Source organism: Achromobacter pulmonis (assembly GCF_021733725.1).
Taxonomy (GTDB): domain Bacteria; phylum Pseudomonadota; class Gammaproteobacteria; order Burkholderiales; family Burkholderiaceae_B; genus Achromobacter; species Achromobacter pulmonis.
Genome location: NZ_JAIFOT010000001.1, coordinates 4,104,567 through 4,126,543, shown reverse-complemented (window position 1 = coordinate 4,126,543; position 21,977 = coordinate 4,104,567). Strand labels below are relative to the sequence as shown.

Below are 21,977 nucleotides of genomic sequence, written 5' to 3'. Positions count from 1 at the left end.
TTCACGCCCCCGCCACTCGCGATATCCCGGACTGCGCTCGCCGTCTTTCGCTGGCCTTCTCAATCGGTAAATAAGAATCAATATAAATTATTCATCAATTCCGCAATGAGGGATTGCGCCCTACGCGGCGTCCTACGGCTGACATCAACACAGCGTAGGACGTTTTCATGCCTCTCCCTCTTGACCGCAAACGCCGGCCCAGCGCCTCGGCCGCCCTCCTTTGCGTCATGCTGGCCATTACCGCGCCCGTCGCCGCCCAGCCGCCCGCGCGCACCATCGCGTATGACATTCCGTCGCAGGCATTGGGCGACGCCCTGCTCGCGCTCGGGCGCCAATCGGGCCTGGAGATCTCCTTCCCGCCGGCCGCCGTGGCGGGCAAGGTCTCGCCCGCGCTGCAAGGCGAGTACTCCGCCCTGCTGGCGCTGGACCGCCTGCTGGCCGGTTCCGGCCTGGCGCTGCGCGCCGACGGCCCGGGCCGCTACATTGTCTTCGTCGACAAGACCCATCCGTTCTCGACGTCGCGGCTGGAGCCCGTGCGGGTCTATGGCGAACAGGCCGGCGAGCGCATCTTTGGCCAGCAGGAAATCGCCGAAACGCCGTCGTCCAACCGCGACCTGAGCACACTGGTCGCCAGCCACCCGGCGGTGCGCACCAACCCGGGCGCCAGCGGCTCGCAAAACCGCGGCTCGCTCAACGTCGAGGACATCTCCTTCCACGGCTCGAGCCCCTACCAGAACCTGTTCCAGATCGACGGCATCGACGCCACCAACCGCGTCGATCCGGCCAGCAAGAATCTCAATCTGCAGGTCGGCAACGTCCCCAGCAACCCGCAGTCGTACTTCGTCGATACCAGTCTGCTGGAGGCGGTACGGGTCTACGACAGCTTCGTGCCGGTCGAATACGGCCGCTTCACCGGCGGCGTGGTGGACGCGCGGCTGCGCCGCTTCTCGGGCGAGAACCACCTGAAGTTCGACTACCGCTGGAACACTTCGAAGATGACGCGGCAGCAGGTGTCGGAAGGCGAGGAGAACAGCTGGGCGCAGGGCCAGCCGGGCTATTCCCCCGAATGGAAAAAGCGCTTCTACTCCGTGGTGGGTGACTTCGCCTTCAACGACAAATCCGGCGTGGTGCTGGCCATGTCGCGCCGTGAATCCGACATCACGCGCTGGAACATGGGGGTGGACGACAAGGGCCAGCCGCAGCAGGGTCAGGACACCTACCGCGACCGCGTCGACAACTTCCTGGGCAAGTTCAGCGTGCGCGCCAGCGCCGACACCACCGCCGACCTCACGCTGAAATACAGCGACCGCAGCGAGACGCTATCCAGCTACCTGTTCCGCGACACTCGTTGGGACAACAACCACGGCGCCTACGGCCTGAGCAGCAACCTCGACCACCTGTTCCAGGGCGGGCGCTTCACGCTGCAGGCCGGCTGGGACCACGCCACCAGCGACCGCCAATCCGTCGGCGACGAACTGGTGACCTACCAACCCTACAAGCTGCCGCAATACACCGCGGGCGGCTTCGGCAAGGAACAGACGCGGCAGGACACCTGGACCCTCAAGGGCCGCGTCGACCTCGACCCGGTGCGCACCGGCATCTTCACCCACAGCCTGTACGCGGGCGCCGACCTGCAGCAGGTCGACGCGGGCTTCAAGCGCTTCCAGGATTCGTATTCGTTCCGCCGCGCCTACAACAACAAGGGCACCTACCAGGACTTCAGCAAGGTCCACTACCTGCCTGGCACGGTCAACGTGAAATACAACATGGCCAGCGTGTACCTGTCCGACCGCATCGAATGGCAACGGCTGGCACTGGACGCCGGGCTGCGCTACGACCGCGAGACCTTCCTGGGCAACACCAACGTGTCGCCGCGCACCCGCCTGGAATGGGACGTGCTGGGCTCGGGCGATACGCTGCTGAGCGCGGGCTGGTCGCGCTACTACGGCAGCGAAGTGCTGCAGACGGCGCTGGAAGCCGAACGCAGCCGCCTGCGCCGCCAGGTGCTCGACAGCAAGGGCAGGCCCGTGGCCGATGGCGGCAAGGAATACTTTGTCGATTACCGCGGCCTGCGCATGCCCTATGACGATGAATGGGCGGTGTCGCTGCGCCAACGCATGGCGGGCATCGAAGGCCTGCTGAGCTACGTGCATCGTAATGGCCGCGACCAATGGACCAAGCGCGGCACGCAGGCCGCGGGCTACACCTATGGCAACGACGGCTTTTCCACCACCGACGGCGTCAGCCTGACGCTGCGCACGCTGGAGCCCTGGCGCCTGGGGCCGACGCGCTGGAACATGCAGGCATCGTGGAGCTGGCAGAAGCGCAAGACCAACGGCGATCTGGTCACGGGCTACACCGCCGATGCGCGCGATCCGGATGACCGGGTGATCTACAACGGCTCGGAAATCCGCGCCATCGACCTGCCGCCCAGCACCTTCTACCAACCGCAGGTCGCCTCGCTCACGCTGATCGGCGCCTACCCGCGCGCGGGCCTGACCTGGAGCAACAAGCTGAACTGGCGCAGCAAGCGCGACGCCACCATCTACGTCGGCGTCGGCCCGCGGCCGCAATACCTCGACCGCTACGAATCGGGCGAATTGCCGTCGTACTGGACCTGGGACACCAAGCTGGCCTGGCAGCCAACGTTCGCGCGCAACCTGGAATTCACGGTGGAAGTGCTCAACCTGCTGAACCGCATGCCGGCGGTCACGGCCAGCAATCCGAACCTGAAGACCAACCGCAGCACGTTCCAGTCGGGGCGTGAGCTGTGGCTGCAGGTGGGGTATCGGTTCTGAAGCGGCGATGAAGCGGTGCGCAGGCATTCATCCGGTCTGACTTCGAAGCCTCCCATCGCCCATTCGCCAGTTTGGCGCTGAGGTTCGCCGCCGTCCGCCGCGTCCTATGGCTGGTTTTCAATCAGCCAAGGACGCTCGCATGCCTCTCTCTTTCAACGGCCGTTTCCGCCCCAACGCGTCGATCGCTATCTTCTGCGCCGCACTGGCCATGGCCGCGCCCGCCCATGCCCAGTCGCCCGGCCGCACTTTCGCCTACGACATGCCAGCGCAACCGCTGGGCGACGCCTTGCTGGCGCTGGGCCGCCAATCGGGCCTGCAGATCTCGTTTCCGCCGGCCGCAGTGGCCGGCAAGGTCGCGCCCGCCCTGCGGGGCGAAAACTCGGCGCTGGCGGCGCTAAACCAGTTGCTGGCCGGTTCCGGCCTGGCGCTGCGCGCCGATGGCCCGGGCCGCTACATCGTCTTCGTGGACAGGGCCACGCCATTCTCGCCATCGCGCCTGGAACCGGTCCGGGTCTACGGCGAACAGATCGGCGGGCGTGTCTACAGCCGCGAGGAGATCGAGGAGACGCCATCGTCCAACCGGGATATGAGCACCTTGGTGGCCACGCATCCGGCGGTGCGCACCAACCCGGGCGCGGCGGGGTCGCAGAATCGTGGCTCGCTGGATGTCGAGGAAATCTCATTCTACGGCGCCAGCCCCTATCAGAACCTGTACCGCATCGACGGCATGGACGCGACCAACCGGGTGAATCCGGCCAGCAAGAACCTCAACCTGCAGATTGGCAACGTACCGAGCAATTCGCAGTCCTATTTCATCGATACCCGCCTGCTCGAAGAAGTCCACGTCCACGACAGCTTCGTGCCGGCGGCATACGGCCGTTTCACCGGCGGCGTGGTCGACGCGCGGCTACGCAGGTTCTCCGGCAAAAACGGGCTGAAGCTGGATTACCGCTGGAACACGTCCAATATGACCCAGCAGCGGATCGCCCCTGGCGAAGAGAACGCTTGGGCGCAGGGCAAACCCGGCTTTGCGCCCAAATGGAAAAAGCAGTTTTACTCCGCCATCGGTGACATCGCGGTCAACGACAAGGCCGGTATGGTCCTTGCCATGTCGCAGCGGCAATCCCAGATAACCCGCGCGCTCCTGGGCGTGGATGAGACCGGCAAACAAATCGTCTATAACCACAACCACTATCGCGACCACATCGATAACTTCCTGGGCAAGTTCAGCGTGCAGGCCAACGCCGATACGACCGCCGACCTCGTCCTGAAATACAGCGACCGGCGCGAAACGCTGGCCAGCGATATTTTTCGCTACACCCATTGGGACCACAATCATCGCGCCTATGGGCTGAGCGGCAACCTGGAGCGCTTCTTCCCGGGCGGACTGATCACCCTCAAGGCCGGCTGGGATCATGCCCTGAGCAATCGCAAATCGCCCGACGACGAATTGGTGACCCACGTCGTTTTGCCGCTGCCCAAGTACACCAGCGGCGGCTTCGGGCGGGAACAAACCGAACAGGACACCTGGTCGGTCAAGGGCCGCGTCGACTTCGATCCACTGCGCACCGGCGCGCTCACCCACATCGCCTATGCGGGCATCGATCTCCACCAGATCAATGCCGGATTCAAGCGCTTCCAGGATTCGTATTCTCTGAACCGCGTCCACCACGCCGACGGCACCTATACGGATCGCAGCAAGACCCACAATCTCCCCGGCAGCGTCGATGTGAAATACCACACGGAAAGCCTGTATCTGTCCGATCGCATTGCATGGCGCAGACTGGCCCTGGACGCGGGACTGCGCTACGACCACGAGAGCTTCCTGCACACCGGCAACCTTGCGCCGCGCACCCGCCTGGATTGGGATATGTTCGGTTCGGGCGATACGCTCTTGAGCGCGGGCTGGTCCCGCTATTACGGCGCCGAAGTACTGCAGACAGCACTATGGGCCGAACGCCAACGACTGTCGCGCCTGGAGATCGACGGCAAAGGTAACCCTGTCGACCGTGGCCCCAAGCCCTACGTGACGGAGTATGCAGGGCTGCGCATGCCCCATGACGACGAGTGGGCCGTCTCGTTGCGCCAGCGCATCGCCAACGTGGAAGGCAGGATCAATTACGTGCGCCGAAACGGACGGGATCAATGGACCCGGCAGCGCATCGCCAACGACGATCCATACCGCTATCGCTACACCAACGACGGCGGGTCCACCACCGACAGCATCCACATCATGCTCAAGACCCTGGAGCCGTGGCGCGTCGGCAAGACCCGCTGGAACCTGGTGGCCACCTGGGGCTGGCAGAAACGCAAGACCAACAACGATCTGATTGAGGGCTACGACGGCGACGCGCGCGACCCTGACGAACGCGTTCTCTACAACAACGCCGAAATTCGCGCCATCGACCTGCCCCCCACCTCCTTCTACCAGCCCCAGGTCGCCACCTTGACCCTGATCGGCGCCTATCCCAGCGTCGGCGTCACATGGAGCAACATGCTGAACTGGCGCGGCCGGCGCGCGGCAACCGTTTATGACGGACGCGGCCCGGCGCCGGCGCTCCTGGACCGCTACAAATCGGCGGATATGGCGTCGTACTGGACGTGGGACACCAAGCTGACCTGGCAGCCGCCTGTCATCCAGAGGCTGACGTTGACGATTGAGGTCCTGAATCTGTTGAACCGGATGCCGGCGGTCGCACCGAGCAATCCCAGAAGAAGAACCAGCCCCGACACCTATCAATCCGGACGCGAACTCTGGCTGCAGGTCGGCTACCGCTTCTGACCGAATCGGACGATATGACCGATCACACGTCGCTTCGGCACTGAGGTATCCCTCGGCTCGCGGCGTCCCACTGCCGACATCCACGGAGCCAGGACGCCCTCATGCCACGCCATGCCCACCCCGCGCGCGCATCGACGCTTCTTTTCTGCGCCTTGCTCGCCCTCGCCGTTCCCGCGGTCGCCCAACCATTGACCGACGCCCTGCGCCTGTGCATCCCCTCCCTGCCGCTGGGCGATGCGCTGGTCGAACTGGGCCGCCAATCCGGCCTGGAGATATCCTTCCCGCCGGAGGCGGTGGCGGGCAAGATGTCCCCGGTGGTGCGCGGCAAGTTTGCCGCCCGATTGGCCCTTGACCGGATGCTGGAAGGCTCGGGGCTGGCGCCGCGTGCGGCCGGCGCGAACCGCTACATCATCCAGGTCGACAAGCCCAACGCGGCCAGCACTTCGCAGCTCGATCCCGTGCGAGTCTATGGCGCGCAGGTCGGCGAACGTCTCTACGGCGAGCGGGAAATCGCCTCAACCCCGTCCGCCAACCACGACCTGAGCACGCTGGTGGCGAACCATCCCGCGGTGCGCACCAACCCCGGCGCCGCCAGCTCCCAGAACCGCGGCTCGCTCGCTGTCGAAGACGTTTCCTTCTACGGCGCCAGCCCCTACCAGAACCTGTTCCAGATCGATGGCGTCGATGCCACCAACCGTGTCGACCCGGCCAACAAGAACCTGGCCCAGATCGGCGGCAACGTGCCCAGCAACCCGCAGTCGTACTTCATCGACACCAGCCTTCTGGAAGCCGTGCACGTGCGAGACAGTTTTGTGCCGGTGGAGTATGGACGCTTCAACGGCGGCGTCGTCGATGCGCAGTTGCGCCGTTTTTCCGGCAAGAACCACCTGAAATTCGACTACCGCTGGAACACGTCGAACATGACCCGGCAACGCGTCTCGCCGGGGCAGCAGAAAAAATGGGCGCAGGGGGAACCCGGCTTCACGCCGCGCTGGGAAAAACGCTTCTATTCGGCCGTGGCGGACCTCGCCGTCAATGACAAGGCCGGCATGGTGCTGTCCATGTCGCACCGGCAATCCCGGATCGAGCGCTGGGGCCTGACGGCCGATGACGCCGGCAAGCCGCTGCGCACGCCGAATTCCTATCGCGACCGCATCGACAACTTCCTAGGCAAATTCAGCGTGCGCGCCAGCGCCGACACCCTGGTCGACCTGACGCTGAAATACAGCGATCGCAACGAAAGGCTGGTCAGCAATACCGCCCGCGACACGCAATACGACAACAACCATGGCGCATACGGCCTGACCGGGCGCCTGGAGCACCGGTTGCCGGCAGGACGCCTGATGTTGCAGACGGGCTGGGACCACGCCATGAGCAACCGCCGCTCCGCCAGCCGCGAGTGGGTTACGACACGGCCCTACAACCGGCCCTTGTATTTCAAAGGCGGGTTCGGCCGGGAACAGAAGCAACAGGACACCGCACACCTCAAAGCGCGTATCGACCTGGACCCGCAGCGCGGCCGGGCATTCACACACAATGTGTACGCGGGGATCGACGTGCAACAGATCGACGCGGCGTTCAAGCGGCCGAGGCTGTCGACCGCCTACACGCGCATCTACGACAGTCTGGGCGATTACATTGATACCAATATGTACCTGTGGCGGCCGGGCACCGTGCGGGCGCGCAGCCGCACGGCCGCGCTGTATCTGTCCGATCGCGTCGAGTGGCGGCGGCTGGCGCTGGATGCCGGGCTGCGCTATGACCACGAAAGCCTGTTCGGCAGCAACAACCTCGCGCCGCGCACGCGCCTGGACTGGGACGTGTTCGGATCGGGCGACACCTTGCTGAGCGGCGGCTGGTCGCGTTACTTCGGTGGGACGGTGCTGGAAACCGCGCTGGAAGCCCGGCGCTTGCGGCTGTTGAAACAGTTGACCGACTTCCAGGGCAAGCCCGTGCCCGCCGGCAAACAGGATTTTTCCGTGGACTACAGCGGGCTGCGCATGCCGTATGACGACGAATGGGCGCTGTCGCTGCGCCAGCGCATGGCGGGACTGGAAGGCCTGCTGGGCTACGTGCGTCGCAACGGCCGGCAACAATGGACCAAGAGCGGTAGGATCGACAAGGGGTTCAAGTACCGCAATGGCGGCAGCTCCATCACCGACGCCGTCAGCCTGACGCTGCGCACGCTGGAACCGTGGCACGCCGGCCCTACCCGCTGGACCATGCTGGCGTCGTGGAGTTGGCAGAAGCGCAAGGCCAACGCCGACCTGGCCAAAGGGTATGGCGATGACGCCCACGGTCCCGACGAGCGGGTGATCTACAACGGCACGGAGATCCGCTCCATGGATCTGCCGCCCAGGAGCTACCACCAGCCCCAGACCGCCACGCTTGCCTTCACCGGCGCCTACCCTGCCACGGGGCTGACGTGGAGCAACATGATCAACTGGCGCGGCAGGCACGACGGCATCATGTTCGTGGGCAGGGGTCCCGAGCCGTACCGGCTGGACAGCTACCAATCGGCTCGCCTGCCCTCATACTGGACCTGGGACACTCGGCTCACCTGGCAACCCACCTTCATGCCTCGGCTGGAGCTGACCGTGGATATCCTCAATCTGCTCAACCGCATGCCCGCGATCGTTGCCAGCAATCCCAACCTGACGACCGACTACGGCACCTATCAATCAGGGCGTGAACTCTGGGTGCAGGTCGGCTACCGCTTCTGAACAACATATCAGACCACGCGCCATGGAGCGCCAAGGCCGCAGTCCCTAACATGCGCCGCGGCCATCCCGGCCACGGCGCGCGGACGATCGGATCTCACGCATCAATCAACAAATCGAAATCCATATAGATTATTCATCGATTGCGCGCTGAGGTATTGCAACTGTCGCTGCGTCCTACGCCTGACACCAACGCGACATGGAACGTATCGATGCCCCTGCGTGGCAAAACCCGGCTGCGGCCGAACGCCCTGGCCGCCGTCCTGCATGCCATTCCGCTGGCCCTCCTGCTGGCGGCCCCGTCCACCGTGTCTGGCCGGCAGCCCGCCTCCATGCCATCCGGCATCGCGTCCAACGCCGCCGCTTGCCACGCCCCGGCGGGTTGGAACATCGCCTGCCTGCGCGCGCGCTATTCCGGACCCGTAGCCGGTTGGCCCGCGCCCACCATCGACGCCGGCGTGCAATGGAATGAATGGGCGCCGGTCCCCGCCGTCGCCAGCCCCCCGCTGCAATGGACCGCCGCCAATCTGGGTCAGGCCGAACTGGCCGCCGACGTGGCGCGGCCGGCAGTCGTGGCGCTGGGCCAGATGCTGTTCTTCGATACCCGCCTGTCGCGCAAGGGCGAGGTGTCCTGTGCCTCCTGCCACCAACCGCAGCGCGCGTTCACCGACGGCCTGCCGCTGGCGGTGGGCGAGGACAAGCTGATGGGGCGGCGCCGCTCGACGCCGCTGTATGCCGCGCCGTTCGCGCCGAGCCTGTTCTGGGACGGCCGCGCGGCCAGCCTCAAGAAACAGGTGATGGGGCCGCTGCACGACCCGCGGGAGATGAACCACGACGCCGCCGGGGCAGTGGCGCGGCTGCGGCAGAACGACGTGTATTCGGCGCACTTCCTCGAGGCGTTCGGCGGCGCGACGGTAGCGGCATCTACGACATCTACGCCATCTACGACATCTACTGCATCTGCTGCATCTGCTGCATCTGCTGCATCTACGGCATCGACCGCGACATCCGCGATCGACGCCGACCGCCTGGCACGCGCACTGGCCGCCTACGTGGCCTCGCTGCGCCCCGAGAAGACGCGCTTCGACGACGTCCTGGCCGGTCGCGCCGATGCGCTGGACGACACCGAACTGCTGGGCCTGCACCTGTTTCGCACCCAGGCGCGCTGCATGAACTGCCACAACGGCCCGCTGCTCACCGACCATCAGTTCCACAACATCGGCCTGTCCTTCTACGGCCGACGCAACCAGGATCTGGGGCGCTACGAGGTGACGCGCGATCCCGCCGACCTGGGCAAGTTCCGCACGCCGAGCCTGCGCAACGTGGCGCAGGCCGGCCCATGGATGCACAACGGCCTGTTCCCGGACCTGCGGGGGCTGCTGCGGATGTACAACGCCGGCATGGGCCGTGAAGCGCCGCCGGCGGATCCCCCGGACCCGTATGCGCCGCGCAAGTCGGAACACATCAAGCCGCTCGACCTGAGCCCGGCCGAGATCGACGCCCTGCTGGCGTTCCTGAAGACCTTGTAATCCGATCCGCCGACAACGCGGCGCGAGAAAAAAGAATGGCCGCGGCAGAGCCGCGGCCATGGACCTTTCTGTGTGCGGACGGCCGCGCCCTGGCGGGCAGCGGCCATCAGGCGCGCATCACGAGTAGGGACGCTCGCGCAGACGCGTGTGATGATCGACCACCGTGTCGATCACTTCGCGCAGGATGGTTTCGGCCAGGGCCGGCGGCACGCCGGCCTCTTCGGCCAGGCGGCGGATGCGCTGGACCTGCTGGTCTTCGCGCACCGGGTCCACCAGGTCCATATCGTTGGCCTGCTTGAGTTCACCGATCATGTCCGTGCAGCGGAAGCGCACGCCGAGCAGCAGGATGATCTGCTGGTCGATTTCATCGATCTCGGCGCGCAGCGATGCCAGTTCGGCTTTCGGGGAATCTTGATTGGCCATGTCTTTCAACCTTGAACGATATCCAGCTTGGCGATGCCCAGCGCCAGCGTCTTGGCGCCGACATCGCGGAAATGGATTTCCGCCTGGGCGTCCTGTCCCGCGCCGCTCAGGCTGACGATGGTGCCGTCGCCGAAGCGCGCGTGGTGCACGCCCTGTCCCACACGATACTGCTTGTCGCCCACCGTGACGCCGGCGGCCGTGCCGCGCGGTTGACGCGGCGCAATGGTGTTGGTCGGCTTGCGACCGAAGGCGTCGCCACGATTGCCGTTCCAGCCGCCGCCCGCGTTCAGGGCAGGCGCCAGGCCGGCCTTGGGCGACAACCATTTCAGGTGCTGCTCGGGGATTTCGTCGAGGAAGCGCGAGCGCATGGCGTAGCGCGTCTGGCCATGCAGCATGCGGCTTTGCGCCAGGCTGATGTACAGGCGCTGGCGCGCGCGGGTGATCGCCACGTACATGAGGCGGCGCTCTTCTTCCAGGCCGGATTGTTCCAGGATGCTGTTCTCGTGCGGGAACAGGCCTTCCTCCAGACCGGTGATGAAAACGGCGTCGAACTCCAGGCCCTTGGCCGCATGCACGGTCATGAGCTGCACCGCGTCCTGGCCCTGCTGCGCCTGGTTGTCGCCCGCTTCCAGCGCGGCGTGCGACAGGAAGGCGGCCAGCGGCGTCAGGCCGTCGGCCACCACCGGCGCCGCATCGACCACGCCGGGCATCAGCGTGCTGGACGTGTCCTGCGCCGGCACCACGCCCGCCGGCAGGCCGTCGTAGTTTTCCTCGGAGGCGAACACCGCCGCGGCGGTGATCAGTTCGTTCAGGTTTTCAAGGCGTTCGGCGCCTTCGCGCTCGGCCTTGTAGTGCGCGTTCAGGCCGCTGGCTTCGAGCATGTGCTCGACCATTTCGGGCAGCGGCAGGTCGCGCGTTTCCTCGGTCATGCGATGGATCAGCTGGGCGAACTGGGCCAGGTTGGAGCCACCCTTGCCCCCCACCAGCGCCACCGCCGCGTACAGGCTGGAGTCATGGGCGCGGGCCGCGTCGGCCAGTTGTTCCAGCGTGCGCGCGCCGATGCCGCGCGTCGGGAAGTTGACCACCCGCATCCACGAGGTATCGTCGTGCGGATTGGCCATCAGGCGCAGGTAGGCCAGCGCGTGCTTGATTTCCTGGCGCTCGAAGAAGCGCAGGCCGCCATACACCTTGTAGGGAATGCCGGCCGAGAAGATGGCGTGTTCGATCACGCGCGATTGCGCATTGCTGCGGTAGAGCACCGCGATCTCGCGGCGCAGGCTGCCCTCGTGGATCAGCGAGCGGATCTCGTCCACGATCCATTGCGCTTCCATGCCGTCCGAGGGCTGCTCGATGACGCGCACCGGCTCGCCTTCGCCCTGGTCGGTCCAGAGGTTCTTGCCCAGGCGGCCGCTGTTGTGGCCGATGAGCGCGTTGGCGGAGTCCAGGATGTGGCCGTAAGAGCGGTAGTTCTGCTCCAGGCGGATGACCGTGCCGTGCGCGTAGTCGCGCTCGAAGTCGGACATGTTGCCGACGTTGGCGCCGCGGAACGCGTAGATGGACTGGTCGTCGTCGCCCACGGCGAAGATCGCCGCGCCGCCGCCGGCCAGCAGCCGCAGCCACTTGTACTGCAGCGTGTTGGTGTCCTGGAACTCGTCGACCAGAATATGGCGGAAGCGGCGCTGGTAGTGCTCGCGCACCGGCGCGTTGCGCGACAGCAGTTCATAGGCGCGCAACAGCAGCTCGGCGAAGTCGACCACGCCTTCGCGCTGGCACTGGGCTTCGTAGAGCTGGTAGATCTCGATCAGGCGGCGGCGGTGCGCGTCATAGGCTTCGACGTCGGCCGGGCGCAGGCCCTCTTCCTTGGCGCCGTTGATGAAGCGCTGCACGTCGCGCGGCGGATACTTCTCGTCGTCGACGCCGTTGGCCTTCATCAGCCGCTTGATGGCGGCGAGCTGGTCGGTGACGTCGAGGATCTGGAAGGTTTGCGGCAGGCCCGCGTCGCGGTGATGCGCGCGCAGCATGCGGTTGCACAGGCCGTGGAAGGTGCCGATCCAGAGCCCGCGCGTATCGATCGGCAGGATGGCCGACATGCGCGCCAGCATTTCACGGGCGGCCTTGTTGGTGAACGTGACCGCCAGCAGCCCAAAAGGCGAGGCCTGGCCGGTTTGAATCAGCCAGGCCATGCGGGTGGTGAGCACCCGGGTCTTGCCGCTGCCCGCCCCGGCGAGGACCAGGGCGTGCTGCGGTTCTAAGGTTACTGCTGCGCGTTGTTCAGGATTGAGCTTCTCGAGCATCATGCCGCGTAGCGGCGCAGACGTTGAGCGAATTGCTCGAGCCCGGCGATGCCGCTTTGCTGGGCGCGCAGGCACCAGGCCTGCAGGTCATGGAGGAGCTGTTCGCTGCTGGCGCTGGAGCTTTCCCAGATACGGCCGAGCTCGCGGCGCATCTGCACCAGCGTGGACAGCGATTTGCTCTGGGCGATGGCGCTATCCACGGCGGCCAGCGTTTCCGGCTGCAGGATGTCCTCATTGCGGTGGATGGCGCGGCGCACCTGGTGCAGCTTGGTCCAGTCGCATTCCGCGCTGCCCTTGTTGCGCGAACCCTTCAGCTTGGCGAGTTCCTCGCGGGCGGCGCTCTTGATCACGTCCGCATAGCGGGCCATGACTTCGTAGCGGTGCGTGATCACGCCTTGCAGCGTGCGCAGGTCGATGCCGGTCTTGGAATCATCCAGCTTGAGCTTGGGCGCGACCTTCTTGATCTTGGCCAGGCCCAGGAACTTCAGGATGTTGATGTAGCACCAGCCGATGTCGAACTCATACCACTTGGCCGAGAACTTGGCCGACGTGCCGTGGGCGTGGTGGTTGTTGTGCAGCTCTTCGCCGCCGATCACGATGCCCCACGGGAACACGTTGGTGCTGGTGTCCGGGCTGTTGTAGTTGCGGTAGCCCCAGTAGTGGCCGATGCCGTTGACGACGCCGGCCGCCCAGAAGGGGATCCAGGCCATCTGCACCGCCCACACCGTGACGCCGATCGCGCCGAACAGGGCGATGTCGATGGCGAGCATGGTCAGCACGCCCCACAGGCTGTGCTTGCTGTAGACGTTGCGTTCGAGCCAGTCGTCAGGCGTGCCGTGGCCGAACTTGGCCATGGTTTCCTTGTTGTTGGATTCTTCGCGGTAGAGTTCGGCGCCGCGGAACAGCACCTTCCAGATGCCGAACAGGATGGGCGAATGGGGATCGCCTTCCTTTTCGCACTTGGCGTGGTGCTTGCGGTGGATGGCCACCCATTCCTTGGTGACCATGCCGGTCGTCATCCAGAGCCAGAAGCGGAAGAAATGCATGACGGCCGGATGCAGATCCAGGCCCCGGTGCGCCTGGCTGCGGTGCAGGAAGACGGTGACGGACACAATGGTGATGTGCGTCATGACCAGGGTGAAAACGACGACCTGCCACCAAGTGGCTTGGGTCAGACCGCCGGCAATGAAGGAGAGGATGTAATCCATAAAGCTGTAGTGAGCCTCGCTTGAAGAGTGCCTGAAGTTTAGCTTACCTTTGCCGCGTTATGACAATGGAGTTTCAAAATAGTTTTTGAGGGAAATCAAGGACTAAGCCCCACTTTTGACCTGCTTTTGAACTTTTGACGGCAAGCTTGCGGCCGGGTCGGCGCCCTGGCTGCGACGCCGCCGGCGCCTTCCAGGCAGGGAAACGTCGCCGCATGGCCACTGTGATTTGGACAGTCTGGCTGATTAAAGTTCCTGTAAGGCGGACGCGCTGTCTTGCGACCGCCACGCACCTGGCGCACACTTTGGCCCGCAGTCAACCCGCCCACACCGCTACACGATGCTTCCCATAACCATCCGACCCCTTTTTACCGCCGCTTTGGCCGCCGCGATGCTCGCTCTGGCCTCGCCCGCCGGCGCCCAGTCACTCAAAACGGGGGACGTGGCTGTGCTGGCGTCCTATTATGAAATCCGCGGCGCGGATTGCCTGGCGTTGCGCGCGCCACGCGTGACCATCACGCTCCAGCCTCGGCTGGGCAGCGCCAGCGTGGTGCATACGCGAGGCCAGTCCAGCAATTCGGGACGTTGCGCATATAAGACAGTGCCGATCGCGCAAGTGGTGTATCAGGCAAATCAGCCCGGGTCCGATTCGTTGGCCTGGGAAGTGAAATATCAGAACAAGACCGTCGGCATCCGCCGCTACAGCGCCACGCTCGGCATCGCGCCGGCGCCTTGAGCCGGCCCCGGCGAACTCACGTACCGCAGCCTGACCAGGCCCATACCACCGATGGCGGGCCAGCGCATCGACTGACCCGCCATCGGCGCACTCGGCCCGGGCTCAGGCCACGGGCTTGTCCTGGTCCGCGCCGGCCGTGACGGGCGCGATGGCGTCTTCGGCGTCGGCAACCGCCACGTCGGCGGACTGCGCGCCCTCTTCCGGCCGCGCCTCGGCGGCGGCGTCGAGACCGGCCTCAGCCTGCGCCGCGGTTGCGGCGCCCTTCTTGCGGCGCTCGAACACGGCGGCGAAGAAGCCGTCGGTGCCGTGGACGTCCGGACGCAGTTGGACGTAGGGTCCTTGCAGCGTCAGGTTCTCGCAACGGCCGGCCAGGATCTCGGCGGCATCCAGGCGTTCGAAGTCCGGATGGCTGGCCAGGAAGCGCTCGGCCTGCGTCTCGTTTTCCTCGGCCAGCAGGCTGCAGGTGGCATACACCAGCCGTCCGCCGGGCGCGACGCAGCGCGCAGCGCTGTTGAGGATGCGCTCCTGCAACTGCCCCAGTTCGGCCAGCGCCTCGGGATGCTGGCGCCATTTCAGGTCGGGATTGCGGCGCAGCGTGCCGATGCCGCTGCACGGCGCGTCGACCAGCACGCGCTGGGCCTTGCCGGCCAGGCGCTTGACGCGGGCGTCGTTCTCGCTGTCGATGACAACCGGCACTACGTTCGACAGGCCGCTGCGGGCAAAGCGCGGCTTGGCGCGCGCCAGGCGGGCAGCCGAGACGTCGAAGGCGTAGAGGCGGCCGGTCGAGCGCATCAACGCGCCCAGCAACAGCGTCTTGCCCCCCGCGCCGGCGCAGAAGTCGATGATCATTTCACCGCGGCGCGGCGCCACCAGCAAAGCCAGCAGTTGGCTGCCCTCGTCCTGCACTTCAATGCTGCCGTTCTCGAACTGCGGCCAGCGGTTGATGGCGGGGCGGCCTTCCATGCGGATGCCCCAGGGCGAATAAGGCATGGCCACGGGTTCGTAGCGGCCGGCCGTTTGCTGCAGCTCGGCCAGCATGGCATCGCGCTCGACCTTGAGCGGATTGACGCGCAGGTCCAGGCTGGCCTGGCGGTTGAGCGCCTCGATCAACGATTCCGGGCTGTCCATCGCGCCCAGGCGCTCGTCGAGCCAGTCGGGGATGCTGCCGCGCACGGCGCGCGGCAGGGTCGCCAGGTCGATCTGCAGCACGCGTTGCAGCCATTCGGCCTCGGCCGCGTCCAGGCCTTCCTGCAGCGCTTCCTTGCCCAGCGTGGCGGCCAGGCCCAGGATGGCCAGGCGGCGCGAGGCCGGCCCGACGCCGCTTTCGCCGAACTGGCGGTAGCGGCGCAGGTGGCGCAATACGTCATAGACGGCCTCGGCCACCTCGGAACGGTCGCGCGCGCCCAGGCCGGGGTGGCCGCGCAGCCAGTGCGACAGCGCGGCGTCGGCCGGATACGTCCATTGCAGGACCTCGCCCAGCACCCGCTGCACCTGGTCGATGCGGCTGGCGGCGTAGGACAGGCGCGGACGGTTGAACTGCGGCTTGTGCGTGGCGGCATCGCGCTGGCCTTGGCCTTCGCGACGATCCGAGCCGGCGGAACCGCGCTCGCCGCCTCGGCCTTCGCCACGCGGGGCGCCATAGGACGGGCGTGAATCCGGGCGGCCAGCGCCTTCGCGGCGGTCCGCGGCGAAGGAACCCCGGTCACCGCCACGGCCTTCGCCACGCGGCGAACCGTAGGACGGGCGCGAATCCGGACGGCCGGCGCCGTCGCGGCGGTCCGAGGCAAAAGCGCCGCGCTCATTGCCACGGCTCTCGCCACGCGAGGCACCATAGGACGGGCGCGAATCCGGGCGGCCCTGGCCTTCGCGGCGATCCGGACTGTACGAGCCGCGTTCGCCGCGCGGCGCGTCATAGGAAGGGCGTGGCGTCGGGCGGCCGGCGCCTTCGCGCCGGTCGCCACCGACGGAACCGCGTTCGCCACGGCCTTCGCCACGCGCCGCATCGTAGGATGGACGCGGCGCCGGACGGCTGTCGCGGCGCTCGTCCGGACGGCCTTCGCCGTCACGGCCGCCGGCGGCGCGCTCGGCGCGCGGCGCGCGTTCCTGGGCGGTGCGGGCCTCGCCCTTGGGGCGCGAGAAAAAGGACCGGCCGTCACGCCCTTCGGCGGAGCGTCCGCCGGTGGCTGCCGGGCGGGAACGCGGAGTTTGAGGTTTGCTCATGGTGTATTCCAGTGGGACGGGCACATGCCGCCCGATAAATGCGATTTCCGGGCCATTGACGGCCCGGCTGCGCGGCTGGCGTCGGCTCAGGCCGCGGCGGTCCAGGTGAACAGGCGGTCGGGATCGCCCTGCACGTCCACCCGATGGTCATTCGTCAGCGTAACCCGGCCTTCGGCCAGCCAGCGCACGGCGGCCGGAAATGCCTGGTGTTCGACTTCCAGCACCCGCTCGGCCAGCAGTTCGGGAGTATCGCCGGCCAGGACCGGCACGCAGCCCTGGGCGATGATGGGCCCATGGTCCAGCACCGGCGTCACGAAATGCACGGTGCAGCCGTGCACGCGCACGCCGGTGGCCAGCGCCTGGGCGTGGGTGTGCAACCCCGGGAACGCCGGCAGCAACGACGGATGGATGTTGACCAGGCGGCCGCTGTAGCGGTTGACGAAGCCGGGGGTCAGCACCCGCATGAAGCCTGCCAGGATGACGTAATCCGGCGCGTGCAGGTCGATTTCGGAGGCCAGCGCGGTGTCGAAGGCTTCGCGGCTGGCGTAGTCCTTGTGGTACAGCGCGGCGGTGGCAATGCCCTGGGCGGCGGCCCATTCGAGGCCGGCGGCGTCGGGCCGGCTGGCGATCACGGCGGCGATGGTGGCCGGCCAGCCTTGTTGGCGACAGGCCTGAACCAGAGCCTGCATGTTGCTGCCTCGTCCCGAGATCAGGATGACGATGCGGCGTGGCGATGAAGAGGTTTCCGGCAAGATGAGCAATCCAAATTGGGGATGACGAACAATCCCGTAACCCAAAATTGTAAACTCTCGCTCGTGAAACCACCGCTGCGTATCTACCGATCCCTTCCGCCGCCCGCCCAGCGCGCTCCCAGCGCACTGACCATCGGCAATTTCGATGGCGTCCACCGCGGACACCAGGCCATGCTGGCGCGGGTCTGCCAGGTCGCGCGTGACCGGGACCTGACCCCGGCCGTGATGACCTTCGAGCCCCACCCGCGCGAGTACTTCGCCACGCTCAACCAGCGCCCCGAGCTGGCGCCCACGCGCATCTCCGGGCTGCGCGACAAGCTGGCGGCGCTGGCGCGGTACGGCATTTCCCAGGTCGTGGTCGAGCGCTTCAACGCGCGCCTGGCCGAAATGTCGGCCAACGCCTTCATCGAGAACCTGCTGGTGCGCGGCCTGGACACCAAATGGCTGCTGGTGGGCGAGGACTTCCGCTTCGGCCACAAGCGCAGCGGGGACATCGATCTGCTGCGCGAAGCCGGCCTGCGCCATGGTTTCGAGGTGCAGACCCTGGCCGACGTCACCGACCGCCACGGCCACCGCATCTCCAGTTCGGAAGTGCGCACCGCGTTGGCGGTGGGCGACCTGGACCGCGCCCGCCACCTGCTGGGCCACCCGTTCCACATCAGCGGCCACGTGATCCACGGCCAGAAGCTGGGCCGCACCCTGGGCTATCCGACCATGAACCTGCGGGTGGCCGAGCGCTGCGCGGCCCGTTCCGGTATCTATGTGGTGCAGGTCTACGGCCTGGCCGAACGCGCCCTGCCGGCGGTGGCCAGCCTGGGCGTGCGCCCGACCGTCGAGGACCGCGGCCGTGTCCTGCTCGAGGCGCATCTGCTCGGCGAGACCGTCAACGCATACGGTAAACTCGTGCGTGTCGAATTCCTGCAAAAGCTGCGGGACGAAGAAAAATTCCCTGATCTCCCTTCCCTGACTGCCGCCATCGCCGAAGACGCGCGAAACGCGCGCGCCTATTTTGCCGTTCATGGACTATAAAAAAACCCTCAACCTGCCCGATACCCCCTTCCCCATGCGGGGCGACCTCGCCAAGCGCGAGCCCGCCTGGATTGCGCAGTGGGAGGAAAACCACGTCTACCAGGCCATCCGCGCCGCCAGCCGCGGCCGTCCGCGCTTCGTGCTGCATGATGGCCCGCCCTATGCCAACGGTGACATCCACATCGGCCACGCGGTCAACAAGATCCTGAAGGACATCATCGTCAAGAGCCGCAACATGGCCGGCTATGACGCGCATTACGTGCCGGGCTGGGATTGCCACGGCATGCCGATCGAGATCCAGATCGAAAAGAAGTACGGCAAGCACCTGCCGGTGGCCGAAGTGCAGTCCAAGGCGCGCGCCTACGCGCTCGAACAGATCGATCGCCAGCGCAAGGACTTCAAGCGCCTGGGCGTGCTGGGCGAGTGGGATCGTCCCTACATGACGATGAACTTCAGCAATGAAGCCGACGAGATCCGCGCCCTGGGCCGCATCCTGGACAAGGGTTATGTGTTCCGTGGCCTCAAGCCCGTGAACTGGTGTTTCGACTGCGGCTCGGCGCTGGCCGAGGCCGAGGTCGAATACGCCGACCGCGTCGACCCGGCGGTGGACGTGGCCTTCCCGTTCGCCGAGCATGCCAAGCTGGCCCAGGCCTTCGGCCTGGACCAGGTCGATGACGGCGCCATCGTCATCTGGACCACCACGCCCTGGACCATCCCGTCCAACCAGGCGCTGAACCTGCATCCCGAAATCGAATACGCGCTGGTGCGCGTGTCGCCCGCGCCCAAGTTCGGCCCGCTGCTGCTGCTCGCGCGCGAGCGCGTCGAGGCCTGCCTGAAGGCCTGGGACCTGGAAGGCGAAGTCATCGCCACCGCCCCGGGCGCGGCGCTGGCGGGCATCGCGTTCCGCCATCCGCTGGCGCGGTTCGAAGCCGCCTACGACCGCAAGGCGCCGGTGTTCCTGGGCGACTACGTCACGGCCGATTCCGGCACCGGCGTGGTGCACTCGGCTCCGGCCTACGGTATCGAGGACTTCATCTCGTGCAAGGAGCACGGCATGAAGGACACCGACTTCATCAGCCCGGTCATGGGCGACGGCAAGTACGTCGACAGCCTGGCGCTGTTCGGCGGCCTGTCGATCTGGGACGCCAACCCCAAGATCGTCGAGGCCCTGAAAGAAGCCGGCGCGCTGATGCACGTGGAAAAGCACAAGCACAGCTACATGCATTGCTGGCGCCACAAGACGCCGATCATCTACCGCGCCACCAGCCAATGGTTCGCGGGCATGGACGTCAAACCCAAGGACGGCGGCCCGACCCTGCGCGAATCGGCGCTGGCCGGCATCGACGCCACCGCCTTCTATCCGGCCTGGGGCCGCGCCCGCCTGCACGCCATGATCGCCAACCGTCCGGACTGGACCCTGTCGCGCCAGCGCCAGTGGGGCACGCCGATGGCCTTCTTCGTGCACAAGGAAACCGGCGCGCTGCATCCGCGCACCGCCGAACTGCTGGAACAGGTCGCGCAGCGCGTCGAACAAGGCGGCATCGAGGCCTGGCAGACGCTGGACCCGCGCGAGCTGCTGGGCGACGAGGCCGATCAATACGAAAAGAACCGCGACACGCTGGACGTGTGGTTCGACTCGGGCAGCACCCACGCTACCGTGCTGGGCGGCAAGGACCGTGATTTCGCCGGCTCGCACGGCGCCGAACTGGGCTGGCCCGCCGACCTGTACCTGGAAGGTTCCGACCAGCACCGCGGCTGGTTCCACTCGTCGCTGCTGACCGGCTGCATGCTGTACGGCCAGCCGCCCTACAAGGCCCTGCTGACGCACGGCTTCGTGGTGGACGGCCAGGGCCGCAAGATGAGCAAATCGGTCGGCAACGTGATCGCGCCGCAGAAGGTGTCCGATTCGCTGGGCGCGGAAATCCTGCGCCTGTGGGTCGCCTCCACCGACTACTCGGGCGAGCTGTCGATCTCCGATGAAATCCTCAAGCGCGTGGTCGAGGGCTACCGCCGCATCCGCAACACGCTGCGCTTCCTGCTGGCCAACCTGGCCGACTTCGACGCCGTGTCGCAATCGGTGCCCTACGGTGAACTGTTCGAAATCGACCGCTACGCGCTGGCCATGACGGCGCAGATGCAGGCCGAGGTGCAGGGCCACTACGAGCGCTACGACTTCCACCCGGCGGTGTCGCGCCTGCAGACGTTCTGCTCGGAAGACCTGGGCGCGTTCTACCTGGATATCCTGAAGGACCGCCTCTACACCTCCAAGGTGGACAGCGTGGCCCGCCGCTCGGCCCAGACCGCACTGCTGGACATCACCCAGACGCTGCTCAAGCTGATGGCGCCGATCCTGTCGTTCACGGCCGAAGAGGCCTGGAAGGAACTGGTCGGCTCGGCCCTGAAGCACCAGGCCGACGCCGCCCGCGTCACCATCTTCACCGAGGTCTACCACGCGCTGCCGCCGTTCGCGGACGCCGAGGCCCTGTCGGCCAAATGGACGCGCCTGCGCGCCATCCGCGCCGAGGTCCAGCGCAAGCTGGAAGAAGTGCGCACGGCGGGCGACATCGGTTCGTCGCTGCAGGCCGAGGTTGACCTGTACGCCAGCGGCGAAGACCAGCAACTGCTGGCGAGCCTGGGTGACGACCTGCGCTTCGTGCTGATCGTGTCGCGCGCCAGCGTGCACGCAGGCGAAGGCGAGACCCGCATCGAGGTCACGCCGTCCAGGCACAAGAAGTGCGAGCGCTGCTGGCACTGGCGCCTGGACGTGGGCCAGGATCCGGATCACCCCGAGATCTGCGGCCGCTGCGTGTCCAACCTGTTCGGCTCGGGCGAAGCCCGCGACAAGGCCTGAGCATGGCCGGCCCACAAGGCTCCGCCGCCGCTGCGTCCGCCAGCGCGCCCCGCGCGCGGGTGGGGCGCTGGCTGGCCATCGCCCTGGCGATCGTCGTGGTGGACCAACTGACCAAGGTGTACTTCAACACCTCGTACCAGTATGGCGAACGCCTGAACCTGCTGCCGTTCTTCGACTTCACGCTGCTGTACAACCGCGGCGCGGCGTTCAGCTTCCTGGCGTCCGAAGAAGGCTGGCAGCGCTGGTTGTTCACCGGCTTGGGCGTGGTCGCCGCGGGGGTCATCCTGGTGATCCTGCGCCGCACCCGCGGCCAGCCGCGCTTCTGCCTGGCCCTGGCCATGATCCTGGGCGGGGCCATCGGCAACGTGATCGACCGGGTAGTGTATGGCCACGTGGTGGACTTCCTGCTGTTTTATTGGCGCGACTGGTACTACCCGGCCTTCAACGTGGCCGACGTCGGCATCACCTGCGGCGCCGTGCTGCTGGTGCTGGACGAACTGCTGCGGGCCCGCAAGCCACGCGTCTGACCCTGTCACCCGCCCTTTCGAAACCCGGCCCCTGGCCGGGTTTTTGCCTTGTTTGAGCCCCCCTGCACGCATGGCGAACGGCGCGATGCGGCAATGCAGAATAAAATCACT

At 66.5% G+C, this 21,977-nt stretch carries 13 protein-coding genes; 8 read left to right on the top strand and 5 right to left on the bottom strand.

Translation table 11 applies throughout. From position 1 onward, the window contains the following. Positions 1 to 167 precede the first annotated feature (167 nt). The 4 genes from K2W61_RS18950 (at position 168) to K2W61_RS18935 (ending at position 9,829) form a co-directional block, all read left to right on the top strand. Positions 168 to 2,798 carry a TonB-dependent receptor plug domain-containing protein gene (locus K2W61_RS18950; RefSeq protein ID WP_236756325.1) on the top strand — a complete coding sequence of 877 codons (2,631 nt, stop codon included), beginning with the start codon at positions 168 to 170 and terminating at the stop codon, positions 2,796 to 2,798. Between the two features lie 286 nt (positions 2,799 to 3,084). Next, positions 3,085 to 5,580 (top strand): TonB-dependent receptor plug domain-containing protein, encoded by a 2,496-nt coding sequence (locus tag K2W61_RS18945; protein ID WP_336885399.1) that lies wholly within the window; start codon positions 3,085 to 3,087, stop codon positions 5,578 to 5,580. A 101-nt stretch (positions 5,581 to 5,681) separates the two neighbouring features. Beyond that, positions 5,682 to 8,303, top strand: a complete 2,622-nt coding sequence (locus K2W61_RS18940) for a TonB-dependent receptor (RefSeq protein ID WP_236756323.1) — start codon at positions 5,682 to 5,684, stop codon at positions 8,301 to 8,303. Positions 8,304 to 8,512: 209 nt separating this feature from the next. Then, positions 8,513 to 9,829 (top strand): cytochrome-c peroxidase, encoded by a 1,317-nt coding sequence (locus K2W61_RS18935; RefSeq protein WP_236756322.1) that lies wholly within the window; start codon positions 8,513 to 8,515, stop codon positions 9,827 to 9,829. A 117-nt stretch (positions 9,830 to 9,946) separates the two neighbouring features. Here the strand turns inward: K2W61_RS18935 and K2W61_RS18930 are convergent, their stop codons facing one another. From K2W61_RS18930 to K2W61_RS18920, 3 genes are read right to left on the bottom strand one after another with little or no spacing between them, the layout of a single operon-like run. After that, positions 9,947 to 10,252, bottom strand: a complete 306-nt coding sequence (locus tag K2W61_RS18930; protein ID WP_054430021.1) for a chorismate mutase — start codon at positions 10,250 to 10,252, stop codon at positions 9,947 to 9,949. 5 nt (positions 10,253 to 10,257) lie between these two features. After that, positions 10,258 to 12,549 carry a UvrD-helicase domain-containing protein gene (locus tag K2W61_RS18925; RefSeq protein WP_175131600.1) on the bottom strand — a complete coding sequence of 764 codons (2,292 nt, stop codon included), beginning with the start codon at positions 12,547 to 12,549 and terminating at the stop codon, positions 10,258 to 10,260. Further along, positions 12,546 to 13,754, bottom strand: a complete 1,209-nt coding sequence (locus tag K2W61_RS18920; RefSeq protein ID WP_236756321.1) for a DesA family fatty acid desaturase — start codon at positions 13,752 to 13,754, stop codon at positions 12,546 to 12,548. The genes K2W61_RS18925 and K2W61_RS18920 overlap by 4 nt, the downstream gene beginning before the upstream one ends. A 445-nt stretch (positions 13,755 to 14,199) precedes the next feature. On the opposite strand from K2W61_RS18920, the gene K2W61_RS18915 reads away from it, so the two are divergent. Beyond that, positions 14,200 to 14,487 carry a hypothetical protein gene (locus tag K2W61_RS18915; protein ID WP_419761608.1) on the top strand — a complete coding sequence of 96 codons (288 nt, stop codon included), beginning with the start codon at positions 14,200 to 14,202 and terminating at the stop codon, positions 14,485 to 14,487. A 102-nt stretch (positions 14,488 to 14,589) separates the two neighbouring features. Here K2W61_RS18915 and K2W61_RS18910 read toward each other — a convergent pair whose 3' ends face one another. Together K2W61_RS18910 and purN are read right to left on the bottom strand one after the other, a co-directional pair. Then, positions 14,590 to 15,969, bottom strand: a complete 1,380-nt coding sequence (locus tag K2W61_RS18910) for an RsmB/NOP family class I SAM-dependent RNA methyltransferase (RefSeq protein WP_175131652.1) — start codon at positions 15,967 to 15,969, stop codon at positions 14,590 to 14,592. An 824-nt stretch (positions 15,970 to 16,793) separates the two neighbouring features. After that, positions 16,794 to 17,459: a phosphoribosylglycinamide formyltransferase gene (gene purN / locus K2W61_RS18905; RefSeq protein ID WP_175131603.1), complete on the bottom strand. Its 666-nt coding sequence runs from the start codon at positions 17,457 to 17,459 to the stop codon at positions 16,794 to 16,796. 63 nt (positions 17,460 to 17,522) lie between these two features. On the opposite strand from purN, the gene K2W61_RS18900 reads away from it, so the two are divergent. Genes K2W61_RS18900 through lspA form a run of 3 tightly spaced genes read left to right on the top strand, consistent with a single transcriptional unit; the run spans position 17,523 to position 21,866 of the window. Continuing rightward, a complete protein-coding gene (locus K2W61_RS18900) occupies positions 17,523 to 18,488 on the top strand; it encodes a bifunctional riboflavin kinase/FAD synthetase (RefSeq protein WP_175131604.1) in 966 nt (321 codons plus the stop codon). Next, positions 18,478 to 21,339: an isoleucine--tRNA ligase gene (ileS, locus tag K2W61_RS18895; RefSeq protein ID WP_175131605.1), complete on the top strand. Its 2,862-nt coding sequence runs from the start codon at positions 18,478 to 18,480 to the stop codon at positions 21,337 to 21,339. Before K2W61_RS18900 ends, ileS begins: the two co-directional genes overlap by 11 nt. A 2-nt stretch (positions 21,340 to 21,341) precedes the next feature. Beyond that, the gene (lspA, locus tag K2W61_RS18890; RefSeq protein ID WP_175131606.1) at positions 21,342 to 21,866 is read left to right on the top strand and encodes a signal peptidase II; all 525 of its coding nucleotides are present in this window, start codon (positions 21,342 to 21,344) and stop codon (positions 21,864 to 21,866) included. Positions 21,867 to 21,977 lie beyond the last annotated feature (111 nt).